At 62.7% G+C, this 16768-nt stretch carries 18 protein-coding genes and 1 tRNA gene; 10 read left to right on the plus strand and 9 right to left on the minus strand.

The window, feature by feature from the left end; genetic code table 11:
* A complete protein-coding gene (locus ACKOED_RS13300; protein WP_408917078.1) occupies positions 1-1239 on the minus strand; it encodes a flagellar hook protein FlgE in 1239 nt (412 codons plus the stop codon).
* 235 nt (positions 1240-1474) lie between these two features.
* On the opposite strand from ACKOED_RS13300, the gene ACKOED_RS13305 reads away from it, so the two are divergent.
* The 4 genes from ACKOED_RS13305 (at position 1475) to ACKOED_RS13320 (ending at position 6879) form a co-directional block, all read left to right on the plus strand.
* Entirely contained in the window at positions 1475-2524 is a 1050-nt protein-coding gene (locus ACKOED_RS13305; RefSeq protein WP_408917079.1) for a zinc-dependent alcohol dehydrogenase family protein, read from the plus strand.
* A 40-nt stretch (positions 2525-2564) separates the two neighbouring features.
* Complete coding sequence (gene polA / locus ACKOED_RS13310) at positions 2565-5492, plus strand: DNA polymerase I (RefSeq protein WP_408917080.1); 2928 nt, start codon at positions 2565-2567, stop codon at positions 5490-5492.
* Positions 5493-5767: 275 nt separating this feature from the next.
* Positions 5768-6004: a sulfurtransferase TusA family protein gene (locus ACKOED_RS13315; RefSeq protein WP_408917081.1), complete on the plus strand. Its 237-nt coding sequence runs from the start codon at positions 5768-5770 to the stop codon at positions 6002-6004.
* On the plus strand, positions 6001-6879 hold the full coding sequence (locus ACKOED_RS13320; RefSeq protein WP_408917082.1) for a dimethylarginine dimethylaminohydrolase family protein: 879 nt from the start codon (positions 6001-6003) through the stop codon (positions 6877-6879). The genes ACKOED_RS13315 and ACKOED_RS13320 overlap by 4 nt, the downstream gene beginning before the upstream one ends.
* A gap of 12 nt (positions 6880-6891) precedes the next feature.
* Here ACKOED_RS13320 and ACKOED_RS13325 read toward each other — a convergent pair whose 3' ends face one another.
* The 5 genes from ACKOED_RS13325 to ACKOED_RS13345 all read right to left on the minus strand — a co-directional run bounded on the left by ACKOED_RS13325 (position 6892) and on the right by ACKOED_RS13345 (position 10636).
* Entirely contained in the window at positions 6892-7242 is a 351-nt protein-coding gene (locus ACKOED_RS13325; protein ID WP_408917083.1) for a Spx/MgsR family RNA polymerase-binding regulatory protein, read from the minus strand.
* 6 nt (positions 7243-7248) lie between these two features.
* Positions 7249-8346, minus strand: coding sequence for a CobW family GTP-binding protein (locus tag ACKOED_RS13330; RefSeq protein ID WP_408917084.1), 1098 nt, complete (start codon positions 8344-8346; stop codon positions 7249-7251).
* A gap of 1 nt (position 8347) precedes the next feature.
* Positions 8348-9238, minus strand: coding sequence for a DMT family transporter (locus ACKOED_RS13335; protein ID WP_408917085.1), 891 nt, complete (start codon positions 9236-9238; stop codon positions 8348-8350).
* A gap of 6 nt (positions 9239-9244) precedes the next feature.
* Positions 9245-10507, minus strand: coding sequence for a D-alanyl-D-alanine carboxypeptidase family protein (locus ACKOED_RS13340; RefSeq protein WP_408917086.1), 1263 nt, complete (start codon positions 10505-10507; stop codon positions 9245-9247).
* Between the two features lie 43 nt (positions 10508-10550).
* Positions 10551-10636, minus strand: a tRNA-Leu gene (locus ACKOED_RS13345).
* A 64-nt stretch (positions 10637-10700) separates the two neighbouring features.
* Here ACKOED_RS13345 and arfB point away from each other — a divergent pair.
* The 3 genes from arfB to ACKOED_RS13360 are packed head-to-tail and all read left to right on the plus strand — an operon-like array spanning position 10701 to position 12230.
* On the plus strand, positions 10701-11120 hold the full coding sequence (gene arfB / locus ACKOED_RS13350; protein WP_408917087.1) for an alternative ribosome rescue aminoacyl-tRNA hydrolase ArfB: 420 nt from the start codon (positions 10701-10703) through the stop codon (positions 11118-11120).
* 7 nt (positions 11121-11127) lie between these two features.
* Entirely contained in the window at positions 11128-11739 is a 612-nt protein-coding gene (locus ACKOED_RS13355) for a YqaA family protein (protein WP_408917088.1), read from the plus strand.
* On the plus strand, positions 11733-12230 hold the full coding sequence (locus ACKOED_RS13360; protein ID WP_408917089.1) for a disulfide bond formation protein B: 498 nt from the start codon (positions 11733-11735) through the stop codon (positions 12228-12230). Before ACKOED_RS13355 ends, ACKOED_RS13360 begins: the two co-directional genes overlap by 7 nt.
* On the opposite strand, the gene ACKOED_RS13365 is transcribed toward ACKOED_RS13360, so the two are convergent.
* Both ACKOED_RS13365 and ACKOED_RS13370 read right to left on the minus strand, forming a co-directional pair.
* Positions 12197-12757, minus strand: coding sequence for an HNH endonuclease (locus ACKOED_RS13365; protein WP_408917090.1), 561 nt, complete (start codon positions 12755-12757; stop codon positions 12197-12199). The genes ACKOED_RS13360 and ACKOED_RS13365 overlap by 34 nt on opposite strands.
* Before the next feature lie 79 nt (positions 12758-12836).
* A complete protein-coding gene (locus tag ACKOED_RS13370; RefSeq protein ID WP_408917092.1) occupies positions 12837-13466 on the minus strand; it encodes a DNA-3-methyladenine glycosylase family protein in 630 nt (209 codons plus the stop codon).
* Positions 13467-13509: 43 nt separating this feature from the next.
* Between ACKOED_RS13370 and gluQRS the strand changes: the two genes are divergently transcribed.
* Complete coding sequence (gluQRS, locus tag ACKOED_RS13375) at positions 13510-14289, plus strand: tRNA glutamyl-Q(34) synthetase GluQRS (RefSeq protein WP_408917093.1); 780 nt, start codon at positions 13510-13512, stop codon at positions 14287-14289.
* Here gluQRS and ACKOED_RS13380 read toward each other — a convergent pair whose 3' ends face one another.
* Positions 14290-14460, minus strand: coding sequence for a DUF1674 domain-containing protein (locus ACKOED_RS13380; protein ID WP_408917095.1), 171 nt, complete (start codon positions 14458-14460; stop codon positions 14290-14292).
* 72 nt (positions 14461-14532) lie between these two features.
* Between ACKOED_RS13380 and htpX the strand changes: the two genes are divergently transcribed.
* Positions 14533-15456: a zinc metalloprotease HtpX gene (gene htpX, locus ACKOED_RS13385; protein ID WP_408917096.1), complete on the plus strand. Its 924-nt coding sequence runs from the start codon at positions 14533-14535 to the stop codon at positions 15454-15456.
* Entirely contained in the window at positions 15414-16766 is a 1353-nt protein-coding gene (locus ACKOED_RS13390; protein WP_408917097.1) for an RsmB/NOP family class I SAM-dependent RNA methyltransferase, read from the plus strand. Before htpX ends, ACKOED_RS13390 begins: the two co-directional genes overlap by 43 nt.
* Positions 16767-16768 lie beyond the last annotated feature (2 nt).

Here is a 16768-nt window from a genome sequence, read left to right on the forward strand (position 1 = left end):
TTATCGTTTTAGGTTGACCAGCACTTCCATCAGTTCCGAACCGGTCTGGAATACCTTCGAATTCGCGGTATAGCCGCGCTGCGCGTCGATCATCGACGTCAGCTCGCCAGCAAGGTCCACCGTCGATTGCTCGAGCGTTTTGGAAAGAATGCTTCCCAGCCCGCCGGCTTGCGCGAAGCCTATTCCAACACTTCCTGAATCGAGCGAGGTGGTAAAGACGTTTCCTGGCAACGGCGTTAGCAAGTCAGGGCTGGTGACATGTCCGAGCGGTATACGGTAGACCGGAATGCGGGTGATCGAGTCGTAGATCGCATAGACATAGCCATCCTTGGTGATCTCGAGGTCCGTCGGTTCGCCGGCGGGCTTGCCGTTCACGCTCGCGGAGAGCACCGTGTATTGGGTGGCAAGCTGCGAGAGGCCGGTTATGTCGAGGACGCAGCCTGCGCCGCCCGGGACCGTCAAGGATACGGTCGATGGCTGGCCTGTAGCCAGTTTTCCAGTGGGTCCAAACTCAAGATTTTGGGTTAGGAGTGGAGGTTCCGAATAGGGAAAGCTGCCATCAATGGAAGCCGTCTTGGCGTCAAAAACCGTCACTTCCCACTGGTTATCCGCCGTCTTTGCAAAAAAGATGTCAAGCTTTACCGTGGCGCCAAGATTGTCGTAGGTCAGCAGGGAAGATTTTGCGGTGTAGGACGATTCAGGCAGATTGAGCGACGGCAGCTCGGCGGCATCGACGATGGCTGCCTCGGAAGGAAGGTTCGCCTTGAATGATCCAGACGTCGTTGGAGACGACAACATCGAAGATGTGGAAACATTGACCGGCGTAAGATTGTCATAACCGTTCACCGTAATGTCAGGCTGGTCCGGATCAAGCTTGTATCCGAGGAGCTTGAAACCTCCGGCATTGATGAGTGTGCCGTCGCCATTCACGATGAACGATCCTGCCCGCGTTAGATAGGGCGACCCGGCGGGATTGGCGACGATGAAGAAGCCGTCGCCGCTGACGGCCAGGTCGCTGAACGAGGACGTATTGGACAGACCCCCCTGGGCGGAGATGCTGTTGCGAACATCGGCCAGCACGGATCCGGATTCGTAGCCGGATCCATAGCCGGACAGAATTAGGCTTGAGAACTCGCAGGACCCGGCCTTGTAGCCGCAAGTATTCACGTTCGCCACGTTATCGGCCACAATAGACAGCCGGGTAGCCTGGGCATTCATGCCGGAGGTGCCCGTGCGCATTACTCCATATAGACTCATTTCCGGAACCTGTTGTTGGTCATTCTTGCAGAATGCTCTCCTTGCCTTGCGCAGACCTGATGAAAAGTCTGTCAGCAAGCATCTTCAGGCAGGGCTTCAGCGACTGTCAGAAACTACTTGTCAATCTGTGGCAACGACAGAAACCCGCTCTCCGAGCGCAAAAGCGATTTCGCGGCAGCCGGTTTTGCGTTAACAGCGCGCCCGGGAGGCCACACTCATGAAAGCCGCCGTGTTTGAAACCTACCGGGGTCCTCTGCTCATCCGTGATGTGCCAGACCCGGATTGCCCGGCTGATGGCGTGGTGCTGAAGATCGCGGCCTGCGGCGTTTGCCGCTCTGACCATCACGGCTGGAGCGGAGCTGATCCTGATGTGGCGCTGCCGCATGTGCCAGGCCATGAATTCGCGGGCATCGTCATCGCGGCGGGGCGGGATTGCCGCCGCTTCCAGGTGGGCGACCGGGTGACCGCGCCCTTTATCCTCGCCTGTGGCGAGTGCCCGGACTGCCGTGGCGGTGAGCCCACCGTCTGCAATCACCAGTATGTCTTAGGCTTCTCGGGCTGGGGTGCCTTTGCCGAACAGCTCGCCGTACCGCGCGCCGATTTCAACCTGGTCCGGCTGCCGGACACCCTTGGCTTTGCCGAGGCGGCTGCCATGGGCTGCCGCCTCACCACTGCTTTCCGCGGCCTTGTGGACCGCGCGGCGCTTCAACCCGGCGAGTGGCTCGCCATCCATGGCTGCGGCGGCGTCGGACTCTCGGCGGTGATGATCGGCGCGGCGATGGGCGCGCAGGTCCTCGCCATCGACATCAATGATGAGGCGCTGGCCATGGCGAAAAGCCTCGGCGCCACGGCCACGCTGAATCCCGCGGCCGTGGGCGACGCAGCACTGGCGGTGCGGGATCTCACCGGAGGCGGCGCGCATGTCTCGATCGACGGGCTGGGCATCACCGAGACCATCCACAATTCGTTGCGCTCGCTCCGCAAGCTCGGCCGCCATGTGCAGATCGGCCAGCCGCTGGGCCGGCACGCCACACCGCCGGTCCCGCTGCTCGAGACCGTCTATGCGAGGCAGATCGCCATTCTCGGCAGCCGCGGCATCGCTGCCAGCCGTTTCCCCGCCCTGCTCGGCATGATCGCCGCCGGACGGCTTGATCCCGCCCGCATGATTACCAGGCGCATTCCCCTGTCACAGGCCGGCGCGGCGCTGGCGGCCATGGATGGTTACTCTGGCGTTGGCGTCACGGTGATCGACAACATGCAAGGCTGATCTCTGGCTTCGGCCAGCCCGCGGTGGCATAGTGCGTGGCATGTCCCGCTCTCCTGATCTCAAGTCCGGCGACCATCTCTATCTCATCGATGGTTCCGGCTATATCTTCCGCGCCTATCATGCGCTTCCGCCGCTTACCCGCAAGTCGGACGGCCTGCCGGTGGGCGCGGTACAGGGCTTCTGCAACATGCTGTGGAAGCTGCTCAAGGAAACCAATGCTGGGCACAAGCCCACGCATCTGGCGGTGATCTTCGACCATTCCTCGAAATCCTTCCGCAATGACATCTATCCTGACTACAAGGCGCACCGCCCGGAACCGCCGGCCGATCTCAGGCCACAGTTCGGGCTGATCCGCCAGGCCACCCGCGCCTTCAACGTGGCCTGCGTCGAGCAGGCAAATTACGAGGCGGATGATTTGATCGCCACCTATGCGCGACAGGCGGTCGAGGTGGGCGCCACCTGCCGCATTGTGTCTTCCGACAAGGACCTGATGCAGCTGATACGTCCCGGCGTGGCACTCTACGACACCATGAAGGACCGCGAGGTGGGCGAGGCCGAGGTCCTTGAGAAATTCGGTGTGCCGCCCGCCAAGGTGGTGGATGTGCAGGCGCTGGCCGGCGATTCGGTCGACAATGTTCCGGGTGTTCCAGGGATCGGCGTCAAGACGGCGGCCCAGCTCATCGGCGAATATGGCGATCTCGAAACCTTGTTGGCCCATGCGCCGGAGATCAAGCAGCAGAAACGCCGCGAGAATCTGATCGCCTTCGCTGATCAGGCGCGGATTTCGATGAAACTCGTCACCCTCGACGATCACGTGCCGGTTGAGCATGAGGCCGGGGGCTTTGCGGTGGCCGCCCCCAAGGCCTCGCAGCTTGTGGGCTTCCTGAAGGCGCTCGAGTTCACAAGCTTTACCCGCAAGGTGGCGGCAGCGCTCGATTGCGATGCGGCGGCCATCGATCCCGTCCCGGTCGAAGTCACGTTCTGGCCGCCGGAAGGTGCTGCGCCTCCAGAAACGGCCATGGCTGAAGCGCCGCCGCGAAAGACCGAAGCGCCGGCAGCCGCCGCCGCCCCTTCCAAACAGGAAACGCCGCCCGGCGAAGCTGCCCTGCTTGCCGTCCCCTTTGTCCATGCCGATTATCCGGCGGTGTCATCGCTCAGTACACTGATGGAATGGATCGCCGCGGCGCGCGAAATTGGCCATGTGGCGGTTGACACCGAAACCGACTCGCTCGATTCGATGCGCGCCAATCTGGTGGGCGTGTCCCTGGCGGTGGCACCCGGCAAGGCTTGCTACATTCCGCTGGGCCACACCGCGGACGGCGGCGGCCTGTTCGGCGGCGGGCTTGCGGACGGCCAGATGCCGCGCCAGCAGGCGCTGGACGCGCTGAAACCGTTGCTCGAGGATCCGTCCATTCTCAAGATCGGACAGAACCTCAAATATGATCTCGAGGTGCTGCGCCGCTGCGGCATCACCGTGTCTCCCATCGATGACACCATGCTGATGTCCTATGTGCTGGAATCAGGCGAGGGCGGCCACGGCATGGACGAGCTGTCGCAGCGCCATCTGGGCCACAAGTGCATCGCCTTCAAGGATGTCGCGGGTTCCGGCAAATCGATGATCACTTTCGACCGTGTGGCCATCCCCGAGGCCACGCGCTACGCGGCGGAGGACGCCGATGTGACGCTGCGGCTCTGGCTCTTGTTGAAGCCGCGGCTGTGGGCCGCGGCCAAACGCACGGTCTATGAAACGCTGGAGCGGTCGCTGGTCCCGGTGCTGGCAGCCATGGAGATGGAAGGCATTCTCGTCGATCCCGAACTGCTGCGCCGCCTGTCCAATGATTTCGCTGCCGCGGCGTCCGTCATCGAAACCCAGGTCTATGAGCTGGCGGGCGAGCGCTTCAACATCGGATCGCCCAAGCAGCTGGGCGATATCCTGTTCGGCCGCATGGCGCTTGCGGGTGGCCGCAAGACCGCGACCGGCGCCTGGAGCACGGACTCCGACGTGCTCGAGGACCTCGCCGCGCAGGGTGTGGAACTTGCCCGCCGGGTGCTGGACTGGCGGCAGCTTTCCAAGCTGCGCTCCACCTATACCGATGCGCTGCCGGGTTACATCAACCCGGAAACCCATCGCGTCCACACCTCCTATTCGCTCGCGGCCACATCGACCGGCCGGCTCGCTTCCACCGATCCCAATCTGCAGAACATCCCCGTTCGCACGGAGGAAGGCCGCAAGATCCGCTCGGCCTTCGTGGCGCCGCCGGGCGCCAGGCTGGTGAGCGCCGATTACAGTCAGATCGAACTGCGCGTGGTGGCGCATGTCGCTGATATTCCGCAGCTCAAGAAGGCCTTCGCCGAGGGCAAGGATATTCACGCCATGACCGCGTCGGAAATGTTCGGCGTACCGGTCGAGGGCATGGACCCGATGGTGCGCCGCCGCGCCAAGGCCATCAATTTCGGCATCATCTACGGCATCTCGGCTTTCGGGCTTGCCAACCAGCTGGGCATCGGGCGCGAGGAGGCGGGCGAATATATCCGCACCTATTTCAAGCGCTTTCCCGGCATCAGGGACTATATGGAAGCGGCCAAGAAGCAGGCGCGCGAACAGGGCTATGTCGAAACCGTGTTCGGCCGCCGCATGCATTTCCCGCGGATCGCCTCCTCCAACCCGTCAGAGCGCGCCTTCCAGGAGCGCGCCGCCATTAACGCACCCATCCAGGGTACCGCGGCCGACATCATCCGCCGCGCCATGATCCGCATGCCGGACGCGATCAGGGCAGCCGGCCTTTCCGCCTGCATGCTGCTGCAGGTGCATGACGAGCTGATCTTCGAATGCCCCACGGCCGAAGCGGAAGAGACCATGGCGGTGGCCAGGCAGGTGATGATCGCAGCACCCGAGCCCGCCGTGAAACTCAGCGTGCCGCTGCAAGTCGACGCCCGCGCCGCCGCCGACTGGGAAGCCGCCCACTGACACGTCTTCCGGCAGGACTGAATTGCGCCGGAACTTCCGCCAGCCCCCTGCGCAAATTCCATCGGTCGCACTGCTATGCTGGAACAGAGATCACAAGGACCAAAGTCGCGGAGCGACACCTCGCCAAACACCTCTTCACTTTCGATCTGAACCCAAATAACCTCCTGCACAGATCCCAACTGCTGGCGGCGCTGATCCGAAAGCCATTATCATGGACACCAAACTATCACCGATCCGCCATCAGAGCGTATGATGCCTGATCCCGGCGGCAGGAAATGACCGGAAATCAACCTGAAACCGTGCTCGACCTCACCGGCCTGCTCTGCCCGCTGCCGGTGCTGAAGGCGCGAAAACGGCTTGAGGCCATGCCGGCCGGCGCCATTATCAAGGTCATTGCCACCGACCCCATGTCCGCCATAGACATGCCCCACTTCTGCAACGAACAGGGCCACGTGCTGCTGGACCAATCCCAGGACGGCGGCGCCTTCATCTTCAGGATCAGACGCAAATGAGTTTCGATTTCGGCGCCTTCAACAATTGGGGACCGCTCAGGAAAGTCGCCATCCGCGACGTTGACGCTGCCTTTGTGAGCGATGCCAAGATCGACGCCGAATGGAAGGATCTCAATTTCCATTCGCGCCCCGATCTCGCCAATGCCAGGAAGGAGTACGCGGCGGTCGAAGCAATGCTTGCGGGGGCCGGCGCCGAGGTGATCAGGCTGCCGCCGGCGCCGGGCCTTACCCTCGATTCGATCTATACCCATGATGCGCTGATCGTCACTCCGCGCGGCCTGGTGAAGCCGCGCATGGGCAAGCCCCAGCGGCGCCAGGAGGCGGCGGTCAATGGCGCGGCGCTGGAAGCGCTGGGCTTTCCGATTGCCGGCGAAATCACGGGCAACGGGAAGGTCGAGGGCGGCGACCTCGTGTGGATCGACCGCTACACCCTGCTGGCCGGGGTTGGCTACCGCACCAACCTCGAAGGCTTGCGCCAGCTGGGCGAGCTGGCGGGGCCGGATGTGGAAATCCTGTGGTTCGACATGCCCCACTACAAGGGCCGGTCAGACGTATTCCACCTGATGTCCTGCCTGTCGCCACTCGACCAGGACCTGGCGGTGGTCTACCCGCCGCTGATGGCAGCCCGCCAGATCGAATTCCTGGAAGCCCGTGGCATCAAATTCGTGGAGGTTCCACAGGAGGAATTCGATACCATGGGCTGCAATGTCCTGGCGCTGGGACCCCGCCATGCGATGATGGTGGAGGGCAACCCGGAAACCGAGCGACGCATGCGCAAAGCCGGCGTCAGGGTCGAGGTGATCGCCGGTACTGACATCTGCCGCAAAGGCGAAGGCGGCCCCACCTGCATGACGCGGCCGCTGGTGCGCGGCTGAGGCCACGCGGTGTCAGGAGAGAAGATCCTGTATCTTCTTTGAGAAGCCAACCGTCACGCTGCCATCCTTGTGCTCGATCAGGGGGCGGCGGATGAGCGACGGATTGTCCACCGCGAGGGCCACGGCCTTGGCCTCCGTCAGATTCGCGGTCTTTTCGGGCGGTAGCCCGCGCCAGGTGTAGCCGGCCTTGTTGATCATCTTCTCCCAGCCGCCCAGCGCCTTGGACCATTTGGCTACCATCTCTTTGGTGAGCGGGTTGTCCTTCACATCGGAAAAGCTGTGCTTGATCTTGTGCTCGTCAAGCCAGTCGATGGCTTTCTGGCAGGTCGAGCATTTCGAAAGTCCGTAGAGCTTGAGTGTCATGTCACATCACCTGTTGAGCGAAAGGGTCTTGTCAGTGAAAGCGTCGGCCCCACCGGAGATCTGATCGGTAAACGCCCGGAACAATCCCTCGATCATCGGTTTTTCGATATCCTTCACGATGAATACGAGGCGGGTCCGTTCGTCGCCGTCCGGCCAGGCCTGCAACCTCACTGGCGGATGGAATACGTGCTGCACCCCGTGGAGGACCACCGGCTTGCCCGGGTCGTCCGCCAGCTTCACGATGCCTTTCATCCGCAGCAAGTTGGGCCCGTGATAGGATTTTATCAGTTCCATGAAGAGTTCGAGGCCCTGCGGGCTGATGGCGTTGGCCTCCGTAAAGCTGAACGAGCGGATATAGGCATCATGGCGGGAGACGTCGTGGTGGTGATGGTGGCCATGATGGCGGCCGCCCATCTCATAGGCCTCCGCCGCCAGCCACCGCTGCACGTCCGCCGTCTTGGTGCGGGGATCGAAAAGCCCCATTGTGAACAGCCGCTCCGCCGTGGCCTCGTTGCGATGGGTCGTCAGCAGCCGTGCGGCAGGGTTGAGCTTGCGCAATCGCCCGATGATGGCGAACAGCGTATCCTCGCCCTCCTGGCCGACGAGCAGATCGACCTTGGTCAGCACGATCCGGTCCGCCACCGCCACCTGCTTCACGGCTTCAGCGTGAGCATCGAGTGTGGCCATGCCATTGACGGCATCGACGACGGTGATCACCCCTTCGAGGCGGCAAGCGGCCAGAAGCCCAGGCTCGCTCATCACCGCGTGCAGCACCGGGGCGGGATCGGCGAGGCCCGTGGTCTCGATCACAATGCGGTTGAACCTGGAGAGCTCTCCCCGGCCGCGCCGGGCCAGCAGATCATGGATGGTATCGATCAGATCGCCCCTGATGGTGCAGCACAGGCAGCCCGAGGCCATCTCGATCACATTCTCATCAGCCCGTTCAACCAGCAGATGATCGATGCCGACATCGCCAAACTCGTTGATGATCACCGCGGCATCGGAAAGAAACGGGTCCTTCAACAGAAAGTTCAACAGCGTGGTCTTGCCCGCACCGAGAAATCCGGTGAGCACCGCGACAGGTATTGGAGCGTCCGCGATCAAGCTAAGTCCTCCGTTTTCCAAGAAAGGCCGAGGCCAGAAGGGCAGCCAGAACGAGGCCACCCCCGGCATATTGATTGAGCTCAAGGCGTTCGCCCAGCACCGTGGCGGCGATGGCGGTCGTCACCACCGGTTCAAGATTGAAAAACGGCGCCACTGTCGAAGCCGCGGCAAAGCGCAGGGACAGCATGTGAACCATATAGGCAACGACATAGACCGCGGCCACGCCAGTCATAAAAAGAAGGCCGAGTCCGGTCGCTGATCCCCCTGGAAGAATAAGCAGCGAGCCCGATCCTGCAAACAGCGCAATGACCAGAATGGGTGGCAGGATCATCATGTGCACAAGGCTGCCGAACGCCGCCGGTGGCATGTAACGCGATATCGAACGGCCGGAAAAGAACTGGAGTGTCGCGCCAGCAGCCGCCACGGCGGCGAGCAGTATGCCCCGGATATCCAGGTCTTCGAAGCTGGGGCCAATCGCCACCGCCAGCCCGCAAAATGCCACCAGCGCAACCGCAACCCGGGACAGGCCGGGGTTCCGCCCTTCCACGACCGGAGCCAGCAGCATGATCAGCACCGGAAATAGAAAGAAAATGATCACCGTCAGGCCAACCGGAATGAACTGGATCGAAGCCAGATAGGCCGAGGAGACAAGGAATGTGGCGACGGCCTGTCCGGTGAAGCTTGGGACCGCCGCCTTGGGGACTGTCAGCCGCTCATTGCAGACGACAGCGATGATCGCGAAAGCAATCGAAACGATGAAGGTACGGAACAGTGTGCTTTCAATCGCCGGAACACCATTCACATAGGCGGCCCGCGCAAAGTTCGGCACCATGCCATAAAGGCTGGCAGCGCCAAGCGCGCAGACTATTCCCAATCCCGCTCTGTTGATCATTGCCAATCAGTTCTTCTGCACCTTGCGGGGCTTGATCTTCCTCTGAGTCTCGACCTCGTCGCCTTCTGGGTCGTCCGCCGCTGGCGCCGTCTCTTTGGCCACAGCTGCAATCGCCGCAAGACCGGCCAGAACCTCTGGCGGCAGCAGCGTGCAGGGCGCCTTCTCACCATGGTAACGCGCACAGGCCTCTTCACTGGTGGCCTTGTCGAGGTTCCAGACTGCCGCCGCAAAGCCGCGGTTTTCCGGAAGACGGATGATCCCCGCTGTACCGGGAAGCGTGATGCCCGACTTGCTCAGCATACGGCCGCGCAGAGCCATGTCAGCAGTGGCAGCAGTTTCGTAATTGCCAAAGGAAATGCCCCAGCCAGCCAGGTCCTTGGCGCGCGCCACCATGACGGGCTTGGATTTGCAGACCTCTTTGGTCATGTCCGCCGGCACGATAGCACCGGTTTTGACATTAGGGATCGTGTCAAGCTTGATCCCCACGGTACGTGGCCGCGAGAAACCATCGACCAGCAGCATTTCCGCCAGATCCGCGCGCTGCTTGCCATTGTTCGCGCCGAAAATCACCGCGCCCAGGCGTCTTCCGTCCCGGGTGGCGGTGGCCACCAGATTGAAACCGGAACTGCAAACGAAGCCTGTCTTCATGCCATCGGCTTCCGGCATCTGCCGCAGCAGTGAATTGCGATTGGCGAGGCGGCGTTTGCCAACCCGCAGCGACTGTTGTGAAAAGTAGTGGTTATGTTCCGGGTAGTCCCGCAGGATCGCCGCGGCGAGAAGCGCGATGTCGCGGGCCGTGGAGATATTGCGTGGGTCGAACAACCCATTCGGATTGACGAAATGGCTGCCGGTCATGCCCAGCTTGCGCGCCTCCGCGTTCATTTCGGCAGCAAAAGCAGCGACGCTGCCAGACGCGGCTTCAGCGAGAACATAGGCCATGTCATTGGCGGAATAGACCAGCAGCGCCTGCAGCGCGAAATCGACACGCAGTTTCTGGCCAACCGGCACGCCGATCTTGCTGGGCGGCTGCGAATTGGCCAGCGCGGAGACGGCGATCTTCTGGTCGAGCTTCAGCTGCCCCGCGCGAATCTTGTGAAACACCACATATGCGGTCATCAGCTTGGTGAGCGATGCCGGATACCACGGCTCACCGGCGCGATCCTGGGCAATCACCTCCTCGGTCATCGGGTCGAACAGCAACGAAGGCCCGCCGGCGAACGCCTGTGGAACCGTCAGCAGCAGCACGGCGGCCAGGAGGAAACGTCGCACGATCAACAAATCTCGGCTACTCCAGAAGCTGCGCGCGGCCGGCTGGTGCCCCTGCAGGGACTCGAACCCCCACGCCCTTGCGAGCAACAGATTTTGAGTCTGCCGCGTCTACCATTCCGCCACAGAGGCAAGCCGAAATCGCATAGTTCCCCGCCCTTGCGCCGTCAACCGCAAAGGGCGAGAAGGACATTCCATGATCCGCATCACCGATTCACTCGCCATCGACGAGAACGACATGGCCTGGTCCTTCACCCGCGCCTCCGGGCCTGGCGGCCAGAATGTCAACAAGGTCTCGACCGCCGTTGAACTGCGTTTCGACGTGGCGCGGGCTTTTCTGCCGGATGACCTGAAGGCGCGACTGCGGCCGCTGGCCGGCCGGCAGCTGACCCAGGACGGCATTCTGGTGATCACCGCGCAGGAGACGCGCTCGCAGGAGCGCAACCGCGACATCGCTTTGCGAAAACTGGTGGAACTCCTGCGCAAGGCGGCGCACAGGCCCAAGCGCCGCATCGCCACCAAGCCTACCCGCAGCTCCACGGCACGGCGGCTCGACTCCAAAGCCAAGCGAGCCCAGACCAAGAAGCTGCGCGGCGCAAGGCCGGAGCCGGACTAGGCCCATCATGCTGCGCCAGCTCTATGACAAGACACTCTTGCTGGCCGCACGCGAGACCGCGGAAATCTGGCTCGCCGTCATCGCCTTTGTCGAAAGCTCGGTCTTTCTGGTACCCGCCGATGTGCTGTTCTTGCCGATGGCACTTGCCCGGCCGAAGCGGGCCTATCGCTTTGCCCTGATTGCCACCATCGCCTCGACACTTGGGGGAATCGCCGGTTATTTCCTGGGCTACTGGGCCTTTGCGGCGCTGGCCGAACCGGTCCTGTCTTTCTACGGCAAGCTTGACGAGTTCCAGCATCTGCGGGCCTGTACCGGCGAGGACACGCTGATGTTGCTTCTTGTCACCTCAGGCCTCACCCATCTCCCGCCGATCAAACTGGTGACCATCCTTGCTGGCGTTGCGCAAATCAGTTTCACGTTTTTCGTGGTGTCCTGCATCATCGCCAGAGGCGCGCGCTTCTTCGTCCTGGCCTGGGCGCTGCGCCGGTTTGGCGAGCCGGTGCGACACTTCATCGAGCGCCGCCTCGGGCTGGTTGCCGCCGGTATAGCGGCGGCGGTGATCCTCCTCTATATCCTTCTCAAATACTCAGGCCTCGCCGGAAGTCTCGCCTCATGCTGAACAGCCTCTCCCCGCAACGCGCCGCTTGGCTGATCTTCGCCGTGTCCCTGGCGACCATCGCCGGCGCATGGATTTTCGAGTATCTCGGCTACGCGCCCTGCGATCTCTGCCTCAAGCAGCGCTGGGTCTACTATGTGGGTGTGCCGCTGGCGCTGGCCACCGCCCTGCTTGCGCCCGGCAACCAGACCATCGCCAAGGGCGGATTTGCCCTGCTGGCGCTGTTGTGGCTCGGCAGCATGGTGTTCGGCATCTACCATGCGGGCGTGGAATGGAAATGGTGGCCCGGCCCCAGCACCTGTGGCACGCAGGCGGATTTTTCAGGCGGTCTTCCGGACCTGACGCGCCCGGTCATCCTGTGCGACACCGCGGCAATCCGGATTTTGGGACTATCGCTGGCCGGGTGGAACGCGGTGGTGTCTTTGGGGCTGGCTCTGCTGGCGCTCGCCGGACTTCGCAATCAGGGATCGAGCTCGGTATCCCAGTACAGATAGTCCTGCCAGCTTTCATGCAGGTAGTTGGGCGGGAAGAACCGCCCGTTGCGGTGCAGCTGCGCCACCGTGGGCCGTACCGGCTTCTGCGCCGGATACATCTGGATGTGCTGCGGAAGATGCCCGCCTTTCAACAGGTTACAAGGCGAACAGGCGGCAACGACATTCTCCCAGGTGGTCTGGCCGCCTTTCGAGCGCGGCACCACATGGTCGAAGGTCAGGTCTTCATGGCCGCCACAATACTGGCAGGTGAACCGGTCACGCAGGAACACATTGAAACGGGTAAAAGCGGGCGTGCGCGAGGGTTTGACATAGGTCTTGAGCGAAACGACGCTGGGCAGCCGGAACTCGGAATTGGGGCTGCGCACCACCCGGTCATATTCGGAAACGATATTCACCCGGTCAAGAAACACCGCCTTGATCGTGTCCTGCCAGCTCCACAGAGACAACGGATAGTAGCTCAACGGGCGGAAGTCCGCGTTGAGAACCAGGGCTGGGCAGGCTTCCGGCGCAACCGGGGCGAATTGCAAGACCACCTCTTTCAGCTCGAATCCTTGGAAATTTAATATATCCAGTATGGCGATCCTGTGAAGCCCTTTCGTCACTTCGTCAGTCCGGCGTAATGGTGCGGAGATTGCGGTAATGCTGCCAGAGCAGTAGTGCGGCTGCGGAGCGATAAGGCCGCCAAGGCTCCGCCAGAACCACCATGCGGCGTGGTGAGGGCCTTTCCCCAAGGGCAAGAAGATCCTTGGCCGCGTACTGCAGGGCCAGATCGGCTGCCGGCCAGGCATCGACCGCTCGGTGCGTCATGAGGAGATAGATGCTGGCTGTCCAGGGACCGATGCCGGTGATACCTGTCAGCCTGCGGTAAAGTACAGCGTCGCTCAGCTGCAGGTTTTCTTCAAGATCTCCCGCGGCAAACGCCTTGGCGGCGGCATGGAAGGTACGCGCCTTGGCCGCGGAGAGGCCAAGAGCCCGGAGATCGTCGTGGCTGGCGGCCATGATTTCCTCTGGCAGGAAGCTGCCCAATTGGGTTGTAAGCCGGGCCCATATCGACTCGCCTGCTTTGAGCGAAATCAGCTGGTCGGTGACGATGCGTAGCAGGCTTTGCAGACCGGGTGCGGCGTGGCGTAACTGTGGCAGGCCATGATGCTCGACAACGGCAGAAAACCGCGGCTCGGCTGCGATCAGGCTTCGAACTGCCACTTTCAGATCATCGATGTCATTAAGCCGTTCCATGACCCTGTTTGACCTTCGCACGAATTGACCGCAAGACCACATCATGAGCTGTCCCGTCTTCCGTTTCGCGCCGAGCCCCAACGGCTATCTGCATCTGGGCCACGCCTACTCGGCCCTGCTGAACGCTCAGATGGCAGCCGCGGCGGGCGGCCGGCTGCTGCTGCGGATCGAGGATACCGACGAGAGCCGCGCCCGGCCCGAATTCCTTGCCGCCATTCTCGAGGACCTCGCCTGGCTGGGCCTCAGCTGGGAAGAGCCAGTGCGCATCCAGAGCCAGCATTTCGCCGATTACCAGGCAAACCTCGGCCGGCTGTGGGAGATGGGCGCCATCTACCCCTGTTTCTGCTCACGGAAACAGGCGGGCGTACTTACGTCCCGCGACCCTGAGGGACAACCGCATTACGCGGGCCACTGTCGCGGCCTTACGGCGAATGAGGCCCGCCGTCGCGTTGCCAGCGGTGCCATTCACGGCTGGCGGATCGACATGGCGCGGGCTGCCGACCCCGAAGCCGCTGTCTGGGGCGATGCGGTGATTGCCAAACGGTGGGTCGGTTCAAGTTACCATATCGCGGTGGTGACCGACGACGCCCTGCAGGGCGTCACCCATGTGGTGCGCGGCAAGGACATCGCGCCAGCAACGCCGCTCCACATTCTGCTCCAGCGCCTGCTTGGCCTTGCAACCCCGCACTACCACCACCACGATCTGATCCTGGATGAGCAAGGCCGGAAGCTGTCCAAGAGCATCGGCAGCCGCTCACTCCGCCAACTCCGGCAAGAGGGTGTGAGCGCTGCGGCCATCCGCAACCAGCTGGGCTTCGCCTGATCAGAAATCGGAAGTGATGCCCTTGTTCTCCCAGTCACCGAACCGGGTGGGTTCGGGGCCGGTCCGGCCATTCACCTCCTTGGGAAGCTTCGCATCGGTTCTTGCCTTGCGCCGCTGCTCGGCCTCGGCAAGCGCCCTTTGGGCTGCATCTGTAAGCTGCCGCTCGGTCATGATCTTGTCCTTTCAGGAACATGCTATCATATGAGGCGCGCCTGGTAGAGATGGCAAGAAAGGATAAGGCGGATGAACACCATGCGGACCGGTTTGCTGATGGCGGCCCTGATGGGGCTGTTTCTGGCGGTCGGCTATGTGATCGGCCGTGAGCAGGGCATGGTCATCGCCTTCATCATGGCGGCGGGCATGAACCTGTTCGCCTACTGGAACGCCGACAAGATGGTGTTGCGCATGTATGGCGCGCGCCAGGTCGACCGTCAGTCGGCTCCTGAGTTCTATGACCTTATCGAGGACCTGGCGCGGAACGCCGGCCTGCCGATGCCCAAGGTCTATATCATCGACAATCCACAGCCCAATGCGTTCGCGACCGGCCGCAATCCGCAAAATGCCGCTGTTGCAGCAACAACTGGACTTCTCCAGCTCCTGAGCCGCGATGAAATCGCCGGCGTCATGGCCCATGAACTCGCGCATGTGAAGAACCGTGATACCCTGGTGATGACCATGACGGCCATCATCGCCGGCGCCATTTCCATGCTGGCCAATTTCGGCATGTTGTTCGGCGGCAGCCGCAACCGCGACAATCCGTTTGGCGCCATCGGCATGATCCTGTTGGTGGTGCTCGCGCCATTGGCCGCGATGCTGGTGCAGATGGCGATCAGCCGGACGCGCGAATATGGCGCTGACCGTGGCGGCGCCGTAATCTCGGGCCAGCCGCTGGCGCTCGCCTCGGCGCTTGCCAAGATCTCGGGCGCTGCGCAGCGCATCGAGAACCGAACCGCCGAAGCCAATCCGGCGACCGCGCACATGTTCATCATCAATCCGCTGTCGGGCGCGCGGATGGACAATCTGTTCTCGACCCACCCCAACCCGCGCAACCGCATCGAGGCCTTGCAGCGCATGGACCGCGAGATGGGAGGCGGCGCAACGGCTTCCCAGCAGCCCACCGGCCCATGGAGCAGCGCCAGGCCGCAGGCGCCGGGCCCGTGGGGCTAGATCAAGCTGCCCGGGATGCTCCCGGGCTCGAAGTCCGGCGTCTGGCGGCAGACCGGCTGCGCGCCTGCGTCGACCAGAGGCTGACGGTCGAAGACGCACTGCAGGCAAGCCCGCAAGCCATGCGGCTCGACACGCGTGACCGAGCCTTTCTCGTGTCGCTGCTGCTGACCGCCTTCCGGCATCGCGGCGAGATCGATGCCGTGCTGCGGGAGCTTCTCGACAAGCCGTTGCCACGCAAGTCGGGCCTGACGCGTGAGCTCCTTGAGCTGGGCATCGCGCAATTGCTGTTCCTCGAAATGCCACCGCATGCGGTGATCGATTCGGCGGTGCGGGCGGCCAAGGCGGACCGCAACGCCATGCATTTCACCGGCCTGATCAATGCCGTGCTGCGCAAAATCTCCACGGCCGGACCCAGCCTGCTGGCCAAGCACGATGCTCCTCACCTCAATACCCCTGCCTGGCTATGGGAGAGATGGTGCAAAAACTTCGGGGCGGCGACCGCGAGACAGATTGCACTGGCTCATGGGGTACGGCCAGCGCTGGACCTGATCTTCAAGGAGGATCCGGCCGCCTGGCGCGAGTCATTGTCCGGCCAGCTACTGCCCAACGGCCAGCTGCGGCTACCGCCAGGCCATGCCCCGGTGCCGGAACTTCCCGGCTTCAGGGATGGCGCATGGTGGGTCCAGGACGCGGCCGCGACCATTCCGGTGCGGCTGATGGGCAATCTGAAGGGCCGAAAGGTTCTCGACCTTTGCGCCGCACCCGGTGGCAAGACCCTGCAATTGGCTGCTGGGGGAGCCGAGGTCACCGCCATCGATGTTTCCGAGCCGCGGCTCGCGCGCCTGCGCGACAATCTCGCGCGCACCGGCCTCTCCGCCAGCATTCAGGTGGCCGATGTCCTGAAGGCTGACCTCAGCCAGACTTGGGACTCCGTTCTTCTTGATGCGCCCTGTTCAGCGACCGGCACCATCCGGCGCCATCCAGAGTTGCCGTGGATCAGGCAGGAGAAGCAGATTGCCGAACTCGCAGCATTGCAACGCCAAATGCTGTCGAGGGCCGCAGCGCTCGTCGGGCCAGGCTGCCTCATCGTCTATTGTACCTGCTCGCTCGAACCCGAAGAAGGTGAAGCGCAGGTCCGGCAGTTTCTGGCCCGGAATCCGGATTTCGACATCATTCCTGCGATGCTTCCAGACCTGCCGCCGGGAGCCATCCGGCCCGAGGGCTGGGTCCGGACCTTGCCTGCCATGAGCTATGGCGGAAGCCCCGGCATGGACGGGTTTTTCACGGTGGCGATGCGGCGGCAGACCTGAAA

Source organism: Aestuariivirga sp., from assembly GCF_046093005.1.
GTDB lineage: Bacteria > Pseudomonadota > Alphaproteobacteria > Rhizobiales > Aestuariivirgaceae > Aestuariivirga.